This window comes from Allobosea sp. UNC402CLCol, from assembly GCF_000745475.1.
Classification (GTDB): domain Bacteria; phylum Pseudomonadota; class Alphaproteobacteria; order Rhizobiales; family Beijerinckiaceae; genus Allobosea; species Allobosea spartocytisi.
Window position 1 is genome coordinate 855030 of the sequence record NZ_JQJJ01000010.1, and the last position, 20039, is coordinate 875068.

Below are 20039 nucleotides of genomic sequence, written 5' to 3' on the forward strand. Positions count from 1 at the left end.
AAGCCCGCAAAGGTTGACGCAATCATCATGCGTGCGCGCCGACCGCGTCCTCGTTCTTTTTCAGCACGCCGAACGACGCATGCAGCAGCTCTCCTCAGGCCGGCGCGGAATGCGCTTCGGCGCCAAATGGGACAACATTTAGGAAGCGGGAATGGCCAAGCGTACGAAATCCAAAGCTCTCGATACCGAGTTCACGATGTTCGATGTCATCTATGAGGATGGGTCGAGAACCTCCAACCGACGCGTTCCGACAGCGCTGCTCGGGGGGCTCGATGGCGATGAGCCGGCCAAGGCGGCAATCCTGGAGCAGGACCAGATCATCTCCGAGAAGTCGGGCAAGCCGCCCTTGGCGATCGCGACCCTCGTCCGGTCGACGAAGGCAGCGGCCGAGCCGGAGAAGCGCAAGGACGACCGCAAGAAGCGCACCGCCTGATCCGCGAGGATCTGGATGGGGCCAGTAAACGCCGGCGAATCATCAGCCGGCCGGAGAGAGATGCGCGAGTCGGTCTTTCTTCCCGCTGGCCCGTTCGAAGAAGCCGAGCCCGGTGAACCGCCCCGGCTTCGGCGCAGGCCCCGACTCCCGAGAGGGTGGGGCTCTGACGAGCAAGGCGACGAACAGGTTCTCGCCTGGGATGCGTGCACGCGCGGTACCCGCTGGGTCATGTCGGCCGGGTGTCCGCGCGCTGGCGCGGAGAGCCGACTCTAGATCTCGGACAAACGGGCTCCAAAGCAGCCGGAAACGAACCAGGGCCGGGCCGATATTGGCAGGCAACACCAGATCCGAGCGCCGGCAGTTGCTGTGACGCATTAACCATTAACGGGGTTTTAACTTTTCGAAAGCCCGAAAGCCGCGCTATTTTGTTAAGGAGTTGTTAACCATACGGCGGCCCCGGCATGCGTATCAGAGCCAGGTTGATCCTTTCGATTGTTGCTCTGCTTGCGCATTTTTCGATGCCGATCTCCCCGGCCGCTGCCGGTGCGACCCAAGCCGAGCGCCTGCCAGTCGCAGAGCCCGCCGCATTCGCCCGGATCGGCGGGCAAGCGAAGCCGATGATCGGCTGGACCCTGTTTTGCCAGGCGCAGCCGCTCGAGTGCAGCGAAACGCGGCTCGCTCCGGTGGCGGTGATCCTCACGCCGGACTCATGGGCGGAGCTCAACGCCATCAACGCCTTGGCCAACAAGCAGATCAAGCCGATCGGCGACGACGACCATTACGGGATCTCCAAAATGGGGATCCCCAATTGGTGGACTTACCCCGATGACGGATCCGGCAATTGCAATGACTACGTGCTGCTCAAGCGGCGGCTCCTCATCGAGGCCGGGTGGCCGAAATCCGCGCTGCTCATGACGGTCGTCGTTACCCCCGAGGGTGAAGGCCATCTGGTTCTGACAGTCCGGACGGACCGGGGCGACCTCATCCTCGACAATGTGCGCGAGAAGATTCTGGTCTGGAACAAGGTCGGCTACCGCTTTGTGAAGCGGCAATCCGCTGCGAACCACAATGTCTGGCTTTCGATCGAGGCCGACGAGCTTGCTCCCGCGACATCCGCGGCCTCATCGCGGGTCAGCAGTCGTTGAGGCTCCAGTATTTGCTCACGAGCTCTCTGTCATCGTCGTCCAGGACGGCGAAAGTACCGGGGATCACGACGAAAAACCGTTGCGCCGATTTTCCCGACGCGGCGACCCGGCCGCATACGGCGAACCCCGGCATCCGCTTGCTCGGGCGAATTCTCAGATCGGACATCCTGGCTGCCGGCCCCAGTCGCCGGTTCAGTGCTTCCTGAGTGAGGCGCGGAACGTCGCCGCGCGTCGCGGGAGCTTCTCCTGGAGCAGCGGCAAGCGTGATCTGCAGGGCTGTGAGGATGGCGGCGGTCCAGCTCGTCATGGCGAAAGCATCTTTGCTGTGGTGGCGCCGGGCAAGAGCAGGGCTCCAGCCCAGAGAAACGCGGACGCCCAGTTCGAGAGATGGAAGGCGAGGGGTGGCATAGCCGACAGACCCGCGACGAGCGGGACCGTCGCGCGCAACGGTCCGAAAAAGCGGCAGCCGACGATACCGAGCCAACCCCATTGCCGAAAGAATGCTTCTGCGCGGCCCATCAAGGCAGGATGGCGCAATGCGAAGCGCGAGCGCCGCATCGTTGCCTCGTACCGCCTTCCGAGCCAGTAGGAGACCCAGTCTCCCAGCGCAGCCCCTATGGAGATCGCGATCCAGATGGGCAGAAAGGCGATGCCGCTGGCGCCTATCAGGCCGCCGATCGCCAGCAATAAAGCTGTGCCGGGAATGATCAGGGAGACGAAGGCAAGGGATTTGAGGAAAGCCAGAAGAAACGCAATCGGCGCCGCCCAGGCTTCGTGAGCCTGAATAAAGGACAGAACGGGCGCAATCCATTCATTGAGAAACGCGAGGGCGCCGTGGTTTGCGAGGGTGTCCTTCAATCCGTCAGCCCCGCTGGCGTTTGTGTCGTTATGGCTCCAGCAGGCCGGTTAATCCGGGCAAGCGGCGTGCCGGGAGATGAAGAGCTGCCTTCCGTTGCCACCTTTAGTCCTCGCCTCGCGCGGCCGCAAACGTCGTCACGGCACCCTCGGCTGCAGGCGCGCATTCATGCAATCGGATCCGGCTGCTGAAGCGGGAGATGAGCCTGTAAAGTCCAGGCTCGGGGTGGCTCGACGGTAAGCTGCCGGAGTGCTACACACGGTCGATAGGATAGGCATTAAGCTATTGATCTTACTCGGTAAGAGGCGCGGAAAGCCACATCCATCCCTCTCCGCCACTTCCGCATGGCGCGCAGTTGCCATGGGGTTGCTGTGCATGGGCTGTTTTCATGCGCGTTGACGTCCTGGGACTTCAGGCTTTCGTCGCCATAGCCGAGCGCGGCAGCTTCCGCGCTGCCGCCTCCCATCTCAATCTCTCCCAGACCGCGCTCAGCCATCGCATCCGCAAGCTGGAGGAGATGCTCGGCACGCCGCTTTTTCTGCGCACGACCCGGCAGGTCTCCCTGACCGCCGCCGGCACGACGCTGCTGCCGCGGGCGCGGCGCATCTTCGAGGATCTCGGTTCCGCACTCGACGAAGTCCGGATCGATCTGCAGGAAGGGGACGAGCAGGTCTCGGTCGGCTGTCTGCCGACCGTCGCGGTGCATTGCATGCCGTCGGTCATCGCCGCCTTCGCCAGGCGCCATCCCGGCGTCGGGGTGAGGGTCCATGACAATTCGGCATCCGAGATCGCCGGCAAGGTCCAGTCCGGCGAGGTCGAGTTCGGCGTCACCATCGTTGCCGCCAATCGCTGGGATCTGGAGTTGAAGCCGGTCGTGAAGGAGCCCTTCGTTCTGGTCAGCCATCGCGACATGCCGCTGGCCCAGGCCGCTTCGCTGACATGGGCGCAGTTGCAAGGCGAGCCGCTGGTGCGGATCAGCGCCGAAACCGGCAACCGCATCCTCATCGACGATGCGCTGGGCGCACGGCGCGAGAGCCTGACCTGGCGCTACGAGGTCCAGCGGGTGGTCACGGCGGTCAGCCTGGTGCGCTCCGGCATCGGCTACGCGATCGTCCCTCAGCTCGCGCTCGACGCGGTCGAGGCCGGCGGGCTGGTGGCGGTGCCGCTGCGTTCGCCGACCGTCACGCGCACGCTGGGCATCGTCACGCGCAAGACCGTGCCGCTGCGGCCCGTGGCGCGCGATCTTCTCTCGTTGCTGAGCCAGGCCCTGAAGCGCAGCATCACGCCGCGCCGAGATGAATGAAATTAATCAATCGCTGCATTCTTATCATTTGATGAGGGAATGAGGCTGCTCCACCTTTGCCGCGGGAGAAAACGCACAAGGGAGTGGCGGCGATGGCTGGTTCGGCCAGGATCGCATTCATCGGCTATGGCGAGGTCGGCCAGACGTTCTCGCGCGGATTCCTGGCCCATGGCGTGGCCGGGATCCACGCCTATGACCTGCTTTTCGGCAGCGGGCCCGGCAGCAGGCTCGAGGAAGCGGCGCGCCGGATCGGCGTGACCTGCGCCGACACAGCCGAACGGGCTTGCACTGAGGCCACCTTCGTCTTCTCGGCCGTCACGGCCGACCGCACCGAGGCGGTGGCCGCCGAGGCGGCACGTTGGCTGAAGCCCGGCCAGATCTTCGTTGATGTCAATTCGGCCGCTCCCACGACCAAGCAGCGGGCGGCGCAGGCGATTGCGGCAAGCGGCGCCGATTATGTCGAGGCGGCGGTGATGGCGCCAGTGCTGAAGCCCGGCCTGCGGGTCCCGATCCTTGCCGGCGGCCCGAAGGCGGTGGATGCGGCCGAGGCGCTCAACCGACTCGGCATGAACCTGACACCGGTCTCCGAAATCTTCGGACGGGCATCGGCGATGAAGCTCTGCCGCAGCATCGTCATCAAGGGACTGGAGGCGCTGATGGTGGATTGCGCCGCCGCCTGCGAGGCCTGGGACGTCAAGGATCCCGTCTTCGCCAGCCTGCACGAGACCTTTCCCTCCATCGATTTCCATGCGCTCGCGGCCGATATGCGCGAGCGCGTCGCGACCCATGGCATCCGGCGGGCGGCGGAGATGCGCGAGGCAGCCGAGATGCTTGCCGCCGCCGGCCTCGAACCCGGCCTCGCCAGCGCCATTGCGGACGCCCAGCAGCGCGGGGCGCGCGCCAAGCCGGCGGCAGGAGCCTGAGGCCATGGCCCAGATCGCCATTCCCTGCATGCTGATCCGCGGCGGCACCTCGAAGGGAGCCTATTTCCTGCGCGGCGACCTGCCGGCTGACAATGCGGCGCGGGACGCCTTCCTGCTTGCGGTGATGGGCTCGCCCGACAAGCGGCAGGTCGACGGGCTTGGCGGCGCGCATCCGCTGACGAGCAAGGTCGCGATCGTCTCGCCGTCGAGCGAGCCAGGCTGCGACATCGATTTCCTGTTCGCGCAGGTCGGCATCGAGACGGCGCAAGTCGATACGACACCGAATTGCGGCAACATCCTCGCCGGCATCGGGCCCTTTGCCCTGGCGCGCGGTTTGGTCAAGGCGCAGGGCGCGCGCACGACCGTCCGGGTCCGCACCATCAGCACCGGCACCATCGCCGATCTGACCATGGATACGCCCGATGGCGAGGCGAGCACCGAGGGCAGCGCGCGCATCGATGGCGTGCCGGGGACCTCGGCGCCGATCGATATCGGCTTTCTCGATGCCGAGGGCTCGGTCTGCGGCGCGCTGCTGCCGACCGGCCATGTCGTCGATGTGATCGAGAGCGTGCCGTGCACGCTGATCGACAATGGCATGCCGGTGATCGTGATGCGCGCGGCCGATATCGGACGCAGCGGCTACGAGTCGCGCGAAGAGCTCGACAAGGATAGGGAGCTGAAGCAGCGGATCGAGCGCATCAGGCTCGCAGCCGGGCCGCTGATGAATCTGGGCGATGTTTCCGGGAAGGTCGTGCCGAAGATCGCGCTCGTCGCGCCGCCGCAGGCCGGTGGCGCGATCTGCACGCGCAGCTTCATCCCGCATGAATGCCACGCCTCGATCGGTGTTTTCGCGGCAGTGACGGTCGCGACCGCGGCCGTGCTGCCGGGTTCGCCGGCGGCGTCCGTCGCGGCGATGCCCAAGGGCCGCGAGCGCTCGCTCTCGGTCGAGCATCCCACAGGGGAGTTCACGGTGACACTCACGGTCGGCGGCACGGCCGAGCGGCCTGTGGTCGAGCGGGCCGGGCTCCTGCGCACCGCACGCATCCTGATGGAGGGCCGCTCCTTCGTGCCGGCGAGCGCCCTAGCCGCACATGCGGGCAGCGCCCGCCATGCCGCCGAATGAATTGAGAGAGGGCTGAGGCTTCGATGGCGAACGCGCAGAAGACGGGTCTCGTGATCACCGCCCATCCGGGCGATTTCGTCTGGCGCGCGGGCGGCGCCATCGCGCTGCATGCGAAGCGCGGGATGCGGGTGAAGATCCTCTGCCTGTCCTATGGCGAGCGCGGCGAGAGCCAGTTCGCCTGGAAGAAGGCTGGCGTCAGGATGGAGGAGGTCAAGGCCCAGCGCCGGGAGGAGGCCGAGGCTGCGGCCGAACTGCTCGGCGCCGAGATCGAGTTCATGGACGCAGGCGACTATCCGCTGCGCACCACGCCGGAGATGCTCGACCGCGCCATCGACATCTTCCACGAATTGGGGCCGAGCTTCGTGCTGACCCATGCGCTCGAAGATCCCTACAATGTCGACCATCCGGAGGCGGCGCGCTTCGCCCAGGAAGCCCGCATCATCGCGCAGGCGGCCGGCCACAAGCCCGATCCGGAGCGTGCCTATGCCGCCCCGCCGGTCTTCCTGTTCGAGCCGCACCAGCCCGAGCAGTGCGGCTTCAAGCCGAACGTCATCCTCAACATCGACGAGGTCTGGGAGGTGAAGCGCCGGGCCTTCGAGATCCTCGCCGCGCAGAAGCATCTCTGGGAATATTACACCCGCGTCGCGCTCAATCGCGGCATGCAGGGCGGCCGCAACTCCGGCAAGGCGATGACCTATGGCGAGGCCTATCAGCGGCTGTTTCCGGAAGCGCTGGAGGCTCTGGCGTGACCCCGTGGGCATCCGCGCCGGGAAGCGCGGCGGCCGGCTATGCGTGCGAGGCCAACGAAGACGAAAAGCCTAGACGATTGGCGGCTGGCGAAGGCGGACGGGATATGTAGGCTATGCGCAAAGGCCCTGCCAAAGCGGGCCGCGTCCATCGCGACGGCGATGAGAACGAAGAACGGCTTCGCAGAGAGCCAATTCAGGGGAAGGGAACGGACATGACGGTTCGCAGGACGTTACTCGGTGGCATGCTCGGGCTGGCGCTGGCCGCCTCGACGAGCGGGTTTGCGCTGGCGCAGGAGGCGGTGAAGATTGGCCTGATCCTGCCGATGACGGGGCCTTTCGCCTCGACCGGCAAGCAGATCGATGCCGCGGTGAAGCTCTTCCTCGCCAGGGAAGGCGCCACCCATGGCGGTCGCAAGCTCGAAGTGATCCTCAAGGACGATGCCGGCAACGCCGATGCGACGCGGCGCCTCGCGCAGGAGCTGGTCGTCAACGACAAGGTCTCGGTGCTTGCCGGCTTCGGGCTGACGCCGCTTGCCATGGCGACCGCACAGATCGCGACGCAGGCCAAGGTGCCGGAGATCGTGATGGCGGCGGCGACCGCCTCGATCACCGAGGCCTCGCCCTATATCGTGCGGACCTCCTTCACCTTGCCGCAGGCTTCCGAGCCGATGGCACACTGGGCCGCCAAGAACGGCGTCAAGAAGGTCTTCACCGTCGTCACCGATTACGGGCCGGGCATCGATGCCGAAACCTCCTTCGCCAACACGTTCAAGGAGGCCGGTGGGACCGTCGAGAGCGTGCGCATCCCGCTGCGCAATCCGGATTTCGCGCCCTTCCTCCAGCGCGTCTCGGAGGCCAAGCCCGACGCGCTCTTCGTCTTCGTGCCGTCGGGCGTCGGCGCGCAGTTCATGAAGCAGTTCATCGAGCGCGGCCTCGACAAGGCCGGCGTCAAGCTGATCGGCACCGGCGACGTGGTCGATGACGACATCCTCGAAGGCATGGGCGATGTCGCGCTCGGCGCCATCACCACGCACCACTATTCGGCCGCACATGACAGCCCGGCGAACAAGGCCTTCGTCGAAGCCTTCCAGAAGGCCAATCCCGGCATGCGCCCGAACTTCATGGCGGTCGGCGGCTATGACGGGATGAAGCTGATCGCCAAGGCGCTCGACGCGACCAAAGGCGACGCCAGCGGCGACAAGCTGATCGCGGCGATGAAAGGCGCCTCCTGGGAGAGCGTGCGCGGGCCTGTGAAGATCGACCCCGACACCCGCGACATCATCCAGAACATCTATGTCCGCAAGACGCAGAAGCTCGGCTCCGAGCTGCACAATGTCGAGTTCGAGACGATCAAGGACGTCAAGGACCCGGTGAAGGCCCGCAAGTGACGGGCTTTCCGACGGCAGCGGATCGACGCGCATGCTGACCATCCTGTTCGACGGCATCGCCTATGGGATGGTGCTGTTCGTTCTCGGCTGCGGGCTCTCCGTGACCATGGGGTTGATGAATTTCGTCAACCTCGCCCACGGCGCCTTCGCGATGCTCGGCGGCTATGTCGCCGTGCTGGCGATGCAGCGGCTCGGCCTGCCGTTCCTGGCGAGCCTGCCGCTCGCCTTCCTCGCGGCGGCGCTGGTCGGCGTCGTGCTGGAGCGGCTGATCTACCGGCCGATGTACACGAAAAGCCATCTCGACCAGGTGATGTTCTCGATCGGGCTCGTCTTCATGGCGGTGGCCGGCACGGACTGGCTGATGGGCTCGACCCAGCAATTCATCCGCCTGCCGGACTGGCTGCAGGGGCGCTTCGAGGTCGCTGGCATCGGCATCGGCCGCTACCGGCTCTTCGTCATCGTCGTCTGCGGCCTGCTCGCCGTCTCGCTGCAATGGGGCTTCACCCGCACCCGCTTCGGCAGCCGGCTGCGCGCGGCGGTCGACGACGCCCGGGTGGCGCGCGGCCTCGGCATCCCCGTCAACCGCCTGTTCGCGCTGACCTTCGCGCTTGGATCGGGGCTGGCGGGATTGGGCGGCGCGCTCGGCATCGAGCTGATGGGCCTCGACCCGACTTTTCCGCTGAAATTCATGATCTACTTCCTGATCGTCGTCACGGTCGGCGGCACGTCCAGCATCACCGGGCCGTTCTTCGCCGCGATGCTGCTCGGCGTCGCCGATGTCGTCGGCAAGTATCTCGTGCCGCAGGTCGGCGCCTTCATCATCTACGCGCTGATGGTCGTGCTGCTGATCACCCGGCCGCATGGGCTGTTCGCGAGGGCGCGGGCATGACGATGCCCGTGCTCGAGACACGCGTCCGGCAGGCGCTGTTCGCCTCGCGGCGCTGGCATCCGGCCGAAATCGTCTTCTGGTGTCTCGCCTTCGCGGCCTTCCTGCTGTTCCCGCGCAACCTGCTGCTGCTCAACGAGATCGCGATCCTCGCGCTGTTCGCGCTCTCGCTCGACCTGATCCTCGGCTATGCCGGCATCGTCTCGCTGGGACACGCCGCCTTCCTCGGCATGGGCGCCTATGCGGCCGGGTTGCTCGCCAAACATGTTACGGCCGATCCGTTTGCCGGGCTGTTGGCCGGCATGGGAGCGGCCGGGCTGCTCGGCCTCGTCACCAGCCCGCTCGTCTTGCGCGGCACCGATCTCACCCGGCTGATGATCACGCTCGGCGTGGCGCTGATCCTCTACGAGTTGGCGAATTCGTTCAGCACGCTGACCGGCGGCGCCGACGGCCTGCAAGGCATCATGATGGCGCCGGTGCTGGGCCTGTTCGATTTCGACATCTTCGGGCGCACCGCCTATCTCTATTCGCTCAGCGTCCTCTTCCTGCTGTTCCTGATCGCAAGACGGGTGGTGCATTCGCCCTTCGGCCTGAGCCTGCGCGCGATCCGCGACAATCCGCTGCGGGCCGCGGCCTCGGGAGTGCCGAACGATCGGCGTCTCGCCGCCGTCTACACGCTCGCGGCGGCCTATGCCGGGGCGGCAGGGGCGCTGCTCGCCCAGACGACGCAGTTCGTCTCGCTCGACGTGCTCGATTTCCACCGCTCGGCCGATCTGATGCTCGTGCTGATCATTGGCGGCGCCGGCTATCTCTATGGCGGGCTGATCGGCGCCATCGCCTTCAAGCTGCTGCAGGACCTGATCGCGAGTTTCACGCCGCAATACTGGATGTTCTGGATCGGGCTCTTCCTCGTGCTCTTCGTGCTCGGCGGGCGCGAGATGATCCATGGCGCGGTCAAGGCCGCTGCGGCACGCTTCGCCCGGCTCGGCAAGGGAGCGGCCCGATGAGCGCGGTGCTGCAAACCTTCGACCTGTCCAAGAGCTTCGGCGGCATCACCGCGACCGATCATGTCGATTTCACGCTCGCGAAGGGCGCGCGCCATGCGCTGATCGGCCCGAACGGCGCCGGCAAGACCACCTTCGTCAATCAGCTCACCGGCGTGCTCAGGCCGAGCTCCGGCCGCATCGAACTGATGGGCGAGGACATCACGCGGCTGCCACGCGAGGCGCGGGTGAAGCGCGGGCTCGCCCGCACCTTCCAGATCAACCAGCTTTTCGGGACGATGACGCCGCTCGAGATGATCGCGCTCGTCACCTCCGAGCGGCTCGGCCGGGGGAGCCATCCGTTTCGCGCGCTCGACCGCGATCTGGAGCTGGTGGGTCAGACTGCCGAGATTCTGACGCGCTTCCGGATCGACGACATCATGGACCGGCGCATCGCGACGCTGCCCTATGGCAAGCAGCGCCAGATCGAGATCGCCGCCGCCTTCGCTGCAAGGCCGAGCGTGCTGCTGCTCGACGAGCCGGCGGCCGGCGTGCCGGAGGCGGAGCGCCGCGACCTGATGCAGACGGTTGCCGCACTCCCGGACGACGTCTCCGTGCTGCTGATCGAGCACGATATGGATCTCGTCTTCCGTTTCGCCACGCGCATCACCGTGCTGGTCAATGGCCGCGTGCTGGCGGAGGGGACGCCGGAGGAGATGGCGCATGATCCGGCCGTGCGCGCGGCCTATCTCGGCGAGGGCGCCCATGCCTGACGCATCGCTGCCTGAGCTGCTCAAGATCGAGAAGCTGAGCGCCGGCTATGGCGAGGCGCAGGTGCTGTTCGACATCGACCTGACGCTCGCCGAAGGACATTCGCTCGCTCTGCTCGGCCGCAATGGCGTCGGCAAGACGACTTTGGTCAACAGCATCATCGGCGTCACCCGCCGGCGCGGCGGGCGGATCGTGCTGGCCGGGCGTGATCTCACCGCCGCCTCGCCGGAGCAGAGGGCGCATGCCGGCATCGGCTGGGTTCCGCAGGAGCGCAACATCTTCAAGTCGCTGACCGTGCTGGAGAACCTGACGGCGGTGGCCCGGCCGGGGCCCTGGGATGCCGCCCGCGTCTTCGGCATGTTCCCGCGATTGGCGGAGCGGAAGACCAATCTCGGCAACCAGCTTTCCGGCGGCGAGCAGCAGATGCTGGCGATCGGCCGGGCCTTGATGCTCAACCCGAAGCTTCTGCTGCTCGACGAGCCAACCGAGGGGCTGGCACCGATCATCGTTGAGGAACTGCTCAAGGCGCTGAAGGCCCTGTTCCGCGAGGAGGGGCTTTCCGCCATCGTGATCGAGCAGCATGCGCGCAAGATCCTCGAGCTGACGGACGAGACGATCGTGCTCGAACGCGGCCGCGTGGTCCTCGCCGAGCGCAGTGCTACGCTCATCGCCGAGCCCGAACGGCTCGAACACCATCTCGGCCTCGCCGCCGCAGCCTGACCATCAAGAACCGGAGGAAACGCGATGACCCAGAGGAAGAAGCCACCGTTCCGGGGCGACATGGTTGGAAGCCTGCTGCGCAGCGCGCCCGTCAAGGAAGCCCGCGCCAAGGTCGCGGCGGGCGAGATGGCGCAGGCCGAGCTGACGAAGATCGAGGACGAGGAGATCAAAAAGCTCGTCCGCAAGCAGGAGGAGATCGGCCTGCAGGCGGTGACCGACGGCGAATACCGCCGCGCCTTCTGGCATTTCGACTTCCTCGACGGCCTGACCGGCGTCACGACCTACGAGACCGATGCCGGCATCCAGTTCAAGGGCGTCGCCACGAAGGGGCATGGCATCCGCGTCACCGGCAAGCTCGACTTCCCGGCCGACCACCCGCATCTGGCCCATTTCAAGTTCCTGGCCTCGGTGACCAGCCGCGTGCCGAAGATGACCATCCCGAGCCCGTCCATGCTGCATTACCGCGGCGGGCGGAAGGCGATCGATCCGAGCGCCTATCTCAAGATGGAGGATTACTACGACGATCTGGGCAAGGCCTATGGCAAGGCGATCAAGGCCTTCTACGATGCCGGCTGCCGCTATCTGCAGCTCGACGATACCAGCCTGTCCTATTTCTGCGATCCCGAGCAGCGAAAGATGCTGGCCGAGCGCGGCGACGATCCGGACAAGCTGATCTTCGTCTATCGCGACGTGCTCAACGCGGCGTTGAAGGCGAAGCCCGCCGACATGCAGATCACCACCCATACCTGCCGCGGCAACTTCAAATCGACCTTCATCGCGTCCGGCGGCTACGAGCCGGTGGCCGATCTCGTCTTCAACCAGATCGATGTCGACGGCTATTTCATGGAGTGGGACGACGACCGCTCGGGCGGCTTCGAGCCGCTGCGCTTCCTGCCCAAGGGCGATAAGCAGGTCGTGCTCGGCCTCGTCACTTCCAAGTTCGGCACGGTCGAGAGCAAGGACAACCTGAAGCGTCGCATCGAGGAGGCCGCCAAGTTCGCGCCGCTCGAACAGCTCTGCCTGTCGCCGCAATGCGGCTTCGCCTCGACGGAAGAAGGCAATGTGCTGGCCGAGGACGAGCAATGGGCCAAGCTCTCGCGCATACTCGAAGTGGCGAAGGAAGTCTGGGGCTGAGAGCGCCTTTGGGGGGAAATCTGGTCATCCCGGACGGAGCGAAGCGAAGATCCGGGATCCATGCCTGAACATTGATCGGAAACGCTCCGGCATGGATCCCGGGTCAAGCCCGGGATGACCGCGTGGCTCCGTGCAAAATCAGCTTGCTCCAGAGGACACCAGACATGAGCGCCGAGCCCTGCTTCGACATCGCCCATCTCGGCCATGTCGAGCTCTTCACCAACAAGCCGCAGGAGAGCCTCGACTTCTTCGTCAACATCTTCGGACTGACGGAGAGCGGGCGCGAAGACGACTCCGTTTATCTGCGCGCCTGGGACGATTACGAGTTCCACACGCTGAAGCTGACGGCCTCGAACACCACCGGCGTCGGCCATATCGGCTATCGTGCTGCGAGCGAGGCGGCGCTCCTGCGCCGCGTCGCGGGAATCGAGGGGATGGGCGCGGGCATCGGTTGGGTCGAGGGCGACCGCGGCCATGGCCGCGCCTATCGCTTCCGCGACCCCGACAACCATGTCTTCGAGATCTATTTCGACACGAACAAATATGTGGCGCCCGAAGGCGAGCGGCCGGCGCTGAAGAACCAGGCGCAGCGCAACCATGGCCGGGGCTGCGCCGTGCGCCGAATCGATCACGTCAACCTGCTGGCGCAGGACGTCGCCGCGATCCGCGATTTCATGCCGAAGGCGCTGGGCAGCCGCATCACCGAGCAGATCGTGCTGGATTCCGGCGAGGTCGGCGGCTGCTGGTTCACCGTCAACAACAAGAGCTACGACATCGCCTATACGCGCGACCACACGCCGGCGCAGGGGCGCTTCCACCACGTCACCTATGCGGTGGACCAGCGCGAGCACATCCTGGAGGCGGCCGATCTCTTCCTGGAGAACGGCGTCTTCATCGAGACCGGCCCGCACAAGCATGCGGTGCAGCAGACCTTCTTCCTCTATGTCTATGAGCCGGCCGGCAACCGCGTCGAGATTGCCAATGCCGGAGCGCGCCTGATCCTCGACCCGGACTGGCAGACCGTGACCTGGACCGAGATCGAGCGGAAGAAGGGCCAGGCCTGGGGGCTCAAGACGATCGAGAGCTTCCACACGCATGGCACGCCGCCGGCCGTGTAGCGCGCCCACAGCGCTCTGCCTCGGGGAGAGATGTCTGGGATGCCGTTATGGCGGCATCTGCATAGCTTCCGCCGGAAGTCCTGCTTCGACTTGGTCGGATCGTCGGCCAATGATCGGGCTGCGGCGACGACAAGAAAATGTCGATGGTCCAGATCGCTGTCGGGTTCCGTTCAGAATCGCGATTCTAAACTGCATCGTGTTCTCGAAAGCGGTGCCATCGATTTCGGTCGAGCGCCGTTAACGAAACATTCTTGCTCATCACCCGTTTTGGGCAATAGCCTTGTCTCGTTTGATTCGACTGGGCTTTGTTCATGCGATTTGGAGAAACGCTTATGGAACGACGTTCTTTCCTGCTCGGGCTGTTTGCCCTTTCCGCTGGCGCCGCCACCGTCGCTGTCGCTGGCAAGGCTGATGCGGCTGGGCTCGGCGCTGCCGGCCAGGCGCTCGGCGCCATGCCCTCCGAGAAGGCCGCGACGCTGCCTGACGGCACCCCGATCGAGCAGGTGCAGTATTCTCACCGTCCTCACCCCGGCCACCGCCCGCGTCCTCCCTACCATCGCCCGCGTCCGCGGCGTCAGGTCTGCACGGTGCACCGCAACCGCTTCGGCCGTCCGGTCCGCGTTTGCCGCTGGGTCTACTGAGCGTTTTGACCGTTTCGGCGGAAATGGCTTTCGAGCTATCTTTCGCCGCGTGAGTATCGGGCGATGGCGGAGGCGCCATCGCCCTTTCGGTTTCCTCGTCGACGCGGCACAGGTGAGGTCATGATCAGGACATCGGTAACCCTTGGAGCTCTGGCGGTCCTCGTTGCGGGCTGCGTTTCAAATCGCCCGGAACCTGCTCCTGTCCCGCAGGGCGGTACGGCGAAGCAGATCCTTCGCGATGGCGGCCAACTCGTCCTTCCCGACGGGACGCGGGTCACGCCCGATCCCACCGGAGGCTTCCAGCTGCCGAACGGCGACTATGTCCGGCGCGATCGCGGCGGCGCGCTCATCCTGCCGACCGGCGCACGCTGCGCGGCGACGCCCAGCGGCTATATCTGCCCCTGACGGGCAGGCTTCTGCTGGCCTGAACCCTTGCCGGTGCATCCCCACCGGCCTGCGGGCGCGCAGCCTTACATTGCACGGCCGCGCGGCGGGCGGCGGCGTTCGTGCCGGTCGGTCAGATCGGGCGGCATCGGCCGGGCTGCGCCGAACGAGTCCTCGTTCTCGTCGGTGAGGACATGGTTGTGGCTGCGGAAGGCCCAGATTTCCTTGGCGGCCTCCCAATGCTCGCGGTCACGGCCTTCCGGCTGGCCTTCCTGCATCCAGATGCCGTAGGCGATCTTCCTGATCTCGCGCTGTGCCTTCTCGTCCTTGCTCATGCAATCCTCCATCGTGAGCGACGGCGGGCTTCACCCTATGGCGACCAGCCGCCATGATGCCGCTTCGAGGCGGGCCGCAGCAGCGGCCGTCGCGGCTTTTCAGCGGTGACATCCGGCGAGGCCGGCCCGGATCGCGTTGGGCCTCGCCCTGTCTCCACGGCGCCCTTCCATGAAGGCGCTCGCTTCCGGGAGAGCGACGCCTTTTCATGTGGGGGCAGGCAGGGGATCAACAAGGCTGAAGCCCGGCTTGTTCCGGTGGAGCGAGGTGAGACGTAAGCGCGCAGATCCCGCGCCCGGCTTCGTTCAGGCCTTTGCCGGGCCGAGCATGGGCTGGGATTCCGGCTCGGGATGGGTCTCGACGGGACGCTTGGCGTAACGCTGCGCCAATGTGGCGCAGGCGAAGAGCTGGATCTGGTGGAACAGCATCAGCGGCAGGACGATGAGGCCGAGCGCCTGGCCGGGGAAGAGGATGTTGGCCATCGGAATGCCGCTCGCCAGGCTTTTCTTCGAGCCGCAGAAGACGATGGCGATCTCGTCCTCCTTGGAGAAGCCGAAGCGGCGGCTGACGACCGTCGTGATCACCAGAACGGCCGCGAGCAGGACCATGTCGAGCAGCACGACGGCGACGAGGTCGCCCGCTGTCACCTGCGACCAGATGCCGGCCGCCATGCCTTCGCTGAAGGCAGCGTAGACGACGAGCAGGATCGAGCCGCGGTCGACCAGCGAGATCACCGCCTTGTGCCGGTGCAGGAATGTGCCGATCCAGGGGCGCAGGATCTGGCCGACCGCGAAGGGCGCCAGGAGCTGGAGCGCGATGCTCTCCACCGCCGCGGTGCTGAAGCCCCCGCCGTTCGCGTTGAGCAGCAGCATGACGAGCAGCGGCGTCACCACCATGCCGAACAGGTTCGAGACCGAGGCGCTGCACAAAGCGGCGGCGACATTGCCGCGCGCGATCGAGGTGAAGGCGATGGAGGATTGCACCGTCGAGGGCAGCACGCAGACAAACATCAGCCCGAGAATCAGCGTGGGGGAGAGAAAGTTTCCGAACGCCTTGGTCAGGCCGAGCCCGAGCAGCGGGAACAGCACATAGGTGCTGGCGAAGACGAGGGATTGCAGCCGCCAGTGCAGCAGACCGTCCCAGACCGCCTTCGGCGAGAGCCGCGCGCCATAGAGGAAGAACAGCAGCGCGACCGCCACGGAGACCGCGTCATTGGCGACCACGGCGCCCCGGCCGGTGGCGGGCAGGATGATCGCGACCGCGACGGTGGCGAGGAGCGCGAGCAGATAGGGGTCGATGCCGAAGCGGGCGAGGGTGCGGCGGAGCATCTGATGCCCTCCTGAATGAGCGGCTTCTGCGGCATCGGCCTGTTCCAAAAATCGCCTGCCACTTTCGGGCCGATGCTGTAACAGATCGCCGGCTCATTTTGATCCGGACTGGACATGATATTGCTCATCATGAATCATGATGAGATGATATCCGATCCGAAACCGCTCGATCCCGTGCTGCTGCGCAGTTTCCTCAAGGTCTGCGAGACGCTGAGCTTCACCGAAGCGGCACGGCAGCTCGGCTTGCGGCAATCCTCGGTCAGCCAGCATGTGGCGCGGCTGGAGAAGCGGGTGGGGCGCAAGCTGCTGGCGCGGGATACGCACGAGGTCCGTCCGACGCCGGATGGCGATGCGATCCAGCCCTTCGCCCGGCAGGTGCTCGAGGCCGGCAGCCGCATCGAGCACTATCTCAAGGGCTCGACGCTGCGGGGGCGCCTGCGGCTCGGCGTCTCCGAGGATTTCGCCTTCACGGCGCTGCCGGACATCCTCGCGGAATTCGCGATGCAGCATCACGCCGTCGATCTGGAGCTGACGGTGGGCTTAAGCGGCCGGCTCTACGAGCAATACGATGCGGGCGATCTCGACCTCATCTTCGTCAAGCGCCGCAATGGCGACGCGCGCGGCGTCGTCGCCTGGGAGGAGCGGCTGGTCTGGGTCGGGCGGCCGGGCTCGCGGCTGGCCGAGCAACCGGTGGTGCCGCTGGTGCTCTATCCGCCGCCGAGCATCACGCGCATCCATGCGATCGAGACGCTGGAACAGGCCGGCCGGGCCTGGCGCGTCGCCTGCACCAGCGGCAGCCTCGCCGGCTTGCGCGCCGCGACGGTGGCGGGGCTCGGCGTCACCGCGCATTCGGCGCGCTTGATCCCGCCGGGGCTGGCCGAGGCCGAGCCGCGCGAGGCGCTCCCCCGGCTGGGCTCGATCGAGTTCGTCGTGGTCGGCGGGCAGTCGCATGAGGAAGCGGCGCGGGCACTCGCCGCCAGCATCCTCTCCGGCGCCGGCCGGCTGCTGCCGGTCGAGAGTTCCACGGGGCGGCGGGGCAGGGCATAGAGCCTGCCGCGCCGTCATCGAAGCGCGCGTCATCCCGGACGCCGCGAGCGGAGATCCGGGATGACCACGAGTTTCGGGAACGCGTCAGACGAGCTCGAAGCTCTGTACCAGGACGTCGTGCGAATCGAGGCCGAGCTGCACGTCGAAGCGCCCGTTCTCGACCACTTCCTTGAGCTCGCCATTGATGAATTTGAGCTCATCCTCGCCGATCTCGAAACGCACGACGCGGCTCTCCCCCGGCTTGAGCGTGACCTTCTGGAAGCCCTTCAGCTCCTTCACCGGCCGCGCGATCGAGGCGTAGGGGTCGGCGATGTAGAGCTGCACGACATTGGCGCCCTCATGGCTGCCCTCATTGGTCAGCGTCGCCTCGGCGCTCAGCTTCTCGCCGCGCTTGAGGCGCGTGGCCGAAAGCTTCAGATCCTTCAGCGCGAAGCGGCTGTAGCTCAGGCCGAAGCCGAAGGGATAGAGCGGGCCTTGCGCCTCCTCGAAATATTGCGAGGTGTAGTTGCCCGGCTTGCCCTCGGTATAGGGCCGGCCGATGCGCAGGGCGTTGTAATAGGTCGGGATCTGGCCGACCGAGCGCGGGAAGCTGATCGGCAGCTTGGCGGAGGGGTTGTGATCGCCGAACAGCACGTCGGCGATGGCATTGCCGCCTTCGGTGCCGGTGTACCAGGTCTCCAGCAGCGCGTCGGCATTGTCCTTCTCCCAGCCGATCGCGAGCGGCCGGCCGTTCATCAGCACGACGACGAGCGGCTTGCCGGTCGCCTTGAGCGCCTGCAGCAGCCGGCGCTGCGAGCCGGGCATGTCGATGCTGACGCGGCTCGAGGATTCATGCGACATCCCGCGCAATTCGCCGACGGCGGCGATCACCACATCGGCCTGGCTGGCGACCGAGACGGCTTCCTCGATCATCGCCTCGATGCTGCGCGGGTCCTGGATGACCTCGGGTTTGTCCCAGTTCAGGAAGTTGAGGTACTCTACCACTTTCTGGTCGTCGATGACGTTGGAGCCGCGGGCGGTGACGAGGCGCGCCTTGCCCTCGATCGCCGCCTCGAGGCCGGCGCGCAGCGTCACTGCCTGCTCGGGCACGCCCTGGGCCGACCAGCTTCCGAGGATGTCGAGCCCGGAATCCGCCAGCGGGCCGATCAGCGCGATGGTGCCTTGCTTCTTCAGCGGCAGGGTCTGGTTGCGGTTCTCCAGCAGCACGATGGTCTCGCGGGCGATCTCGCGGGCCGGCTGGCGGTTGAGGCGGCTGTCGGCCTTGACGTCGACCGGATCGTCCTCGGGCTTGCCCATGCGCAGGAACGGATCGGCGAACAGGCCCATATCGTATTTCGCGCCCAGCACCTCGCGGACGCAGGCGTCGATCTCGGCCATCTTGATCTCGCCCGAGGCGATCAGCCCCGGCAATTCGGCGAGATAGACCTGATCGGCCATGCTGAGGTCGATGCCGGCCTTGATGGAGAGCTTGGCCGCCTCGCGATTGTCGCGCGCGACGCCGTGCCGCGTCAGCTCGGTGATCGCACCGTGATCGCTGACGGTGACGCCCTTGAAGCCCCATTCCTTGCGCAGGAGATCTTGCAGCAGCCAGGTATTGGAGGTCGCGGGGACGCCGTTGATGGAGTTGAGCGCGACCATGACGCCGCCGGCGCCGGCATCGATCGCAGCCTTGTAGGGCGGCAGATAGGTCTGGCGCATCCGCAGCGGGCTCATATCGACCGTGTTGTAGTCGCGCCCGCCCTCGACCGCGCCGTAAAGGGCGAAATGCTTGACCGCCGCCATGATGGTGTCGGGCTTGTCGGGCGAGGTGCCCTGGAAGCCGCGCACGCTGGCGCGGGCGCATTCGGAAACGAGATAGGGGTCCTCGCCGAAGCCTTCGGAGGTGCGACCCCAGCGCGGATCGTGGCCGATATCGACCATCGGCGCGAAGGTCATGTCGACGCCGTCATTGCAGGCCTCGACGGCCGAGACGCGGGCCATCCGCTCGATCACGGCCATGTCGAAGCTCGACGCCAGCCCGAGCGGGATGGGGAAGGTGGTGCGGTGGCCGTGGACCACGTCATAGGCGAAGAACAGCGGAATCTTGAGGCGGCTGCGCTTGACGGCGGCCTCCTGCAGCGGCCGATTGTCGCGCCGGATGACGGTGTTGAAGGAGCCTGCGATGCGCCCGGCTGCGACCTCGTCCATCAGCTTGGCATGCGGCATTTCGGGGCCGATGCTGATCAGGCGGAGCTGGCCGATCTTCTCGTCGACGGTCATGCGCTTGATGAGGTCGTCGACGAACGCCTTCTTGGCGGCGTCAGAGGGCTTTCCGGCCCGTTTCGGCGCTGCCAGTGCGGGATTTGCGGTCATTCCCGCGGCCAGCGCAGCCCATGAGATGGCCCCGAGCGCCTGCCGCCGGGACAGGCCGTTCCTGCTCTCCTCCATGCGGGAACCATCCCCTCGCCGGTCGGCGACTGGCACGCTGTTCTGATTGTCCATGCTGTGTTCGTTCACTTCGATCGAGGTTGGCGGGGGAGGCGCGGGCGCGGGTCGAATTGGTCGGCGCTCATTCCTTGACCCTTGTCCCCACGATGGGCATGTGTGCTCGGACGCGCCTCTGCCAGTGCAGGACCGGCGCACGTCCTGCCATTCGTTATGTAAGGGAGCTTCTGTGAACTTGTCGACCCGTCCCGCGGCCGCACCCTGCGATCCGACCCGACGTTTCTCGATCCGGTCCACCCAGGCTTCGTTCGGATTCAAGCCTTCCCGGCGGATGCCCGGCCTTGCAAGGC

At 66.2% G+C, this 20039-nt stretch carries 21 protein-coding genes; 16 read left to right on the forward strand and 5 right to left on the reverse strand.

Annotation, left to right across the window (positions count from 1 at the left end; translation table 11 throughout):
- Window positions 1–151: 151 nt before the first annotated feature.
- The gene (locus tag GY40_RS15905; RefSeq protein ID WP_038363772.1) at window positions 152–433 is read left to right on the forward strand and encodes a hypothetical protein; all 282 of its coding nucleotides are present in this window, start codon (window positions 152–154) and stop codon (window positions 431–433) included.
- A 461-nt stretch (window positions 434–894) separates the two neighbouring features.
- On the forward strand, window positions 895–1578 hold the full coding sequence (locus GY40_RS15910; RefSeq protein WP_156115968.1) for a transglutaminase-like cysteine peptidase: 684 nt from the start codon (window positions 895–897) through the stop codon (window positions 1576–1578).
- Here GY40_RS15910 and GY40_RS15915 read toward each other — a convergent pair.
- Both GY40_RS15915 and GY40_RS15920 read right to left on the reverse strand, forming a co-directional pair.
- The gene (locus GY40_RS15915; protein ID WP_038363774.1) at window positions 1565–1885 is read right to left on the reverse strand and encodes a hypothetical protein; all 321 of its coding nucleotides are present in this window, start codon (window positions 1883–1885) and stop codon (window positions 1565–1567) included. The two genes, GY40_RS15910 and GY40_RS15915, sit on opposite strands and share 14 nt — an antisense overlap.
- On the reverse strand, window positions 1882–2385 hold the full coding sequence (locus GY40_RS15920) for a DedA family protein (RefSeq protein WP_038364425.1): 504 nt from the start codon (window positions 2383–2385) through the stop codon (window positions 1882–1884). The genes GY40_RS15915 and GY40_RS15920 overlap by 4 nt, the downstream gene beginning before the upstream one ends.
- A gap of 437 nt (window positions 2386–2822) precedes the next feature.
- Here GY40_RS15920 and GY40_RS15925 point away from each other — a divergent pair, with 437 nt between their 5' ends.
- The 13 genes from GY40_RS15925 (at window position 2823) to GY40_RS15985 (ending at window position 14578) form a co-directional block, all read left to right on the forward strand.
- A complete protein-coding gene (locus GY40_RS15925) occupies window positions 2823–3737 on the forward strand; it encodes a LysR family transcriptional regulator (protein ID WP_038363777.1) in 915 nt (304 codons plus the stop codon).
- 92 nt (window positions 3738–3829) lie between these two features.
- Window positions 3830–4660 (forward strand): NAD(P)-dependent oxidoreductase, encoded by an 831-nt coding sequence (locus GY40_RS15930; RefSeq protein WP_051988127.1) that lies wholly within the window; start codon window positions 3830–3832, stop codon window positions 4658–4660.
- A gap of 4 nt (window positions 4661–4664) precedes the next feature.
- Entirely contained in the window at window positions 4665–5783 is a 1119-nt protein-coding gene (locus tag GY40_RS15935; protein ID WP_051988128.1) for a 4-oxalomesaconate tautomerase, read from the forward strand.
- A 23-nt stretch (window positions 5784–5806) separates the two neighbouring features.
- Window positions 5807–6532: a PIG-L deacetylase family protein gene (locus GY40_RS15940; RefSeq protein WP_038363779.1), complete on the forward strand. Its 726-nt coding sequence runs from the start codon at window positions 5807–5809 to the stop codon at window positions 6530–6532.
- Window positions 6533–6744: 212 nt separating this feature from the next.
- On the forward strand, window positions 6745–7920 hold the full coding sequence (locus GY40_RS15945) for an ABC transporter substrate-binding protein (RefSeq protein WP_038363781.1): 1176 nt from the start codon (window positions 6745–6747) through the stop codon (window positions 7918–7920).
- A 31-nt stretch (window positions 7921–7951) separates the two neighbouring features.
- Window positions 7952–8809, forward strand: coding sequence for a branched-chain amino acid ABC transporter permease (locus tag GY40_RS15950; protein ID WP_038363783.1), 858 nt, complete (start codon window positions 7952–7954; stop codon window positions 8807–8809).
- Window positions 8806–9813, forward strand: coding sequence for a branched-chain amino acid ABC transporter permease (locus GY40_RS15955; RefSeq protein ID WP_248311183.1), 1008 nt, complete (start codon window positions 8806–8808; stop codon window positions 9811–9813). Before GY40_RS15950 ends, GY40_RS15955 begins: the two co-directional genes overlap by 4 nt.
- Window positions 9810–10562, forward strand: a complete 753-nt coding sequence (locus GY40_RS15960; protein ID WP_038363785.1) for an ABC transporter ATP-binding protein — start codon at window positions 9810–9812, stop codon at window positions 10560–10562. Before GY40_RS15955 ends, GY40_RS15960 begins: the two co-directional genes overlap by 4 nt.
- 7 nt (window positions 10563–10569) lie before the next feature.
- Window positions 10570–11280, forward strand: coding sequence for an ABC transporter ATP-binding protein (locus tag GY40_RS15965; RefSeq protein ID WP_038364432.1), 711 nt, complete (start codon window positions 10570–10572; stop codon window positions 11278–11280).
- 24 nt (window positions 11281–11304) lie between these two features.
- The gene (locus GY40_RS15970) at window positions 11305–12414 is read left to right on the forward strand and encodes a 5-methyltetrahydropteroyltriglutamate--homocysteine S-methyltransferase (RefSeq protein WP_038363787.1); all 1110 of its coding nucleotides are present in this window, start codon (window positions 11305–11307) and stop codon (window positions 12412–12414) included.
- 164 nt (window positions 12415–12578) lie between these two features.
- Window positions 12579–13532 carry a VOC family protein gene (locus GY40_RS15975; protein WP_038363789.1) on the forward strand — a complete coding sequence of 318 codons (954 nt, stop codon included), beginning with the start codon at window positions 12579–12581 and terminating at the stop codon, window positions 13530–13532.
- Between the two features lie 332 nt (window positions 13533–13864).
- Entirely contained in the window at window positions 13865–14173 is a 309-nt protein-coding gene (locus GY40_RS15980) for a hypothetical protein (protein WP_038363791.1), read from the forward strand.
- A 120-nt stretch (window positions 14174–14293) separates the two neighbouring features.
- Window positions 14294–14578: a hypothetical protein gene (locus GY40_RS15985; protein WP_038363793.1), complete on the forward strand. Its 285-nt coding sequence runs from the start codon at window positions 14294–14296 to the stop codon at window positions 14576–14578.
- 65 nt (window positions 14579–14643) lie between these two features.
- Here GY40_RS15985 and GY40_RS15990 read toward each other — a convergent pair whose 3' ends face one another.
- Both GY40_RS15990 and GY40_RS15995 read right to left on the reverse strand, forming a co-directional pair.
- A complete protein-coding gene (locus GY40_RS15990; protein ID WP_038363796.1) occupies window positions 14644–14892 on the reverse strand; it encodes a DUF2934 domain-containing protein in 249 nt (82 codons plus the stop codon).
- A gap of 303 nt (window positions 14893–15195) precedes the next feature.
- Window positions 15196–16218: a bile acid:sodium symporter family protein gene (locus GY40_RS15995; RefSeq protein WP_038363798.1), complete on the reverse strand. Its 1023-nt coding sequence runs from the start codon at window positions 16216–16218 to the stop codon at window positions 15196–15198.
- Window positions 16219–16347: 129 nt separating this feature from the next.
- On the opposite strand from GY40_RS15995, the gene GY40_RS16000 reads away from it, so the two are divergent.
- Window positions 16348–17265, forward strand: coding sequence for a LysR family transcriptional regulator (locus GY40_RS16000; RefSeq protein ID WP_248311184.1), 918 nt, complete (start codon window positions 16348–16350; stop codon window positions 17263–17265).
- Window positions 17266–17349: 84 nt separating this feature from the next.
- Here the strand turns inward: GY40_RS16000 and bglX are convergent, their stop codons facing one another.
- A complete protein-coding gene (bglX, locus tag GY40_RS16005) occupies window positions 17350–19746 on the reverse strand; it encodes a beta-glucosidase BglX (protein ID WP_349236407.1) in 2397 nt (798 codons plus the stop codon).
- Window positions 19747–20039: the final 293 nt, after the last annotated feature.

Bases quoted from the DNA above. Each gene is read 5' to 3' on its own strand.
- GY40_RS15925 (WP_038363777.1), top strand. From the start codon at position 2,823: ATGCGCGTTGACGTCCTGGGACTTCAGGCTTTCGTCGCCATAGCCGAG.
- GY40_RS15940 (WP_038363779.1), top strand. From the start codon at position 5,807: ATGGCGAACGCGCAGAAGACGGGTCTCGTGATCACCGCCCATCCGGGC.
- GY40_RS15975 (WP_038363789.1), top strand. From the start codon at position 12,579: ATGAGCGCCGAGCCCTGCTTCGACATCGCCCATCTCGGCCATGTCGAG.
- GY40_RS15950 (WP_038363783.1), top strand. From the start codon at position 7,952: ATGCTGACCATCCTGTTCGACGGCATCGCCTATGGGATGGTGCTGTTC.
- GY40_RS16000 (WP_248311184.1), top strand. From the start codon at position 16,348: ATGAATCATGATGAGATGATATCCGATCCGAAACCGCTCGATCCCGTG.
- GY40_RS15985 (WP_038363793.1), top strand. From the start codon at position 14,294: ATGATCAGGACATCGGTAACCCTTGGAGCTCTGGCGGTCCTCGTTGCG.
- GY40_RS15935 (WP_051988128.1), top strand. From the start codon at position 4,665: ATGGCCCAGATCGCCATTCCCTGCATGCTGATCCGCGGCGGCACCTCG.
- GY40_RS15970 (WP_038363787.1), top strand. From the start codon at position 11,305: ATGACCCAGAGGAAGAAGCCACCGTTCCGGGGCGACATGGTTGGAAGC.
- GY40_RS15915 (WP_038363774.1), bottom strand. From the start codon at position 1,885: ATGACGAGCTGGACCGCCGCCATCCTCACAGCCCTGCAGATCACGCTT.
- GY40_RS15990 (WP_038363796.1), bottom strand. From the start codon at position 14,892: ATGAGCAAGGACGAGAAGGCACAGCGCGAGATCAGGAAGATCGCCTAC.
- GY40_RS15945 (WP_038363781.1), top strand. From the start codon at position 6,745: ATGACGGTTCGCAGGACGTTACTCGGTGGCATGCTCGGGCTGGCGCTG.
- GY40_RS15995 (WP_038363798.1), bottom strand. From the start codon at position 16,218: ATGCTCCGCCGCACCCTCGCCCGCTTCGGCATCGACCCCTATCTGCTC.
- GY40_RS15930 (WP_051988127.1), top strand. From the start codon at position 3,830: ATGGCTGGTTCGGCCAGGATCGCATTCATCGGCTATGGCGAGGTCGGC.
- GY40_RS15955 (WP_248311183.1), top strand. From the start codon at position 8,806: ATGACGATGCCCGTGCTCGAGACACGCGTCCGGCAGGCGCTGTTCGCC.
- GY40_RS15905 (WP_038363772.1), top strand. From the start codon at position 152: ATGGCCAAGCGTACGAAATCCAAAGCTCTCGATACCGAGTTCACGATG.
- bglX (WP_349236407.1), bottom strand. From the start codon at position 19,746: ATGGACAATCAGAACAGCGTGCCAGTCGCCGACCGGCGAGGGGATGGT.
- GY40_RS15910 (WP_156115968.1), top strand. From the start codon at position 895: ATGCGTATCAGAGCCAGGTTGATCCTTTCGATTGTTGCTCTGCTTGCG.
- GY40_RS15960 (WP_038363785.1), top strand. From the start codon at position 9,810: ATGAGCGCGGTGCTGCAAACCTTCGACCTGTCCAAGAGCTTCGGCGGC.
- GY40_RS15980 (WP_038363791.1), top strand. From the start codon at position 13,865: ATGGAACGACGTTCTTTCCTGCTCGGGCTGTTTGCCCTTTCCGCTGGC.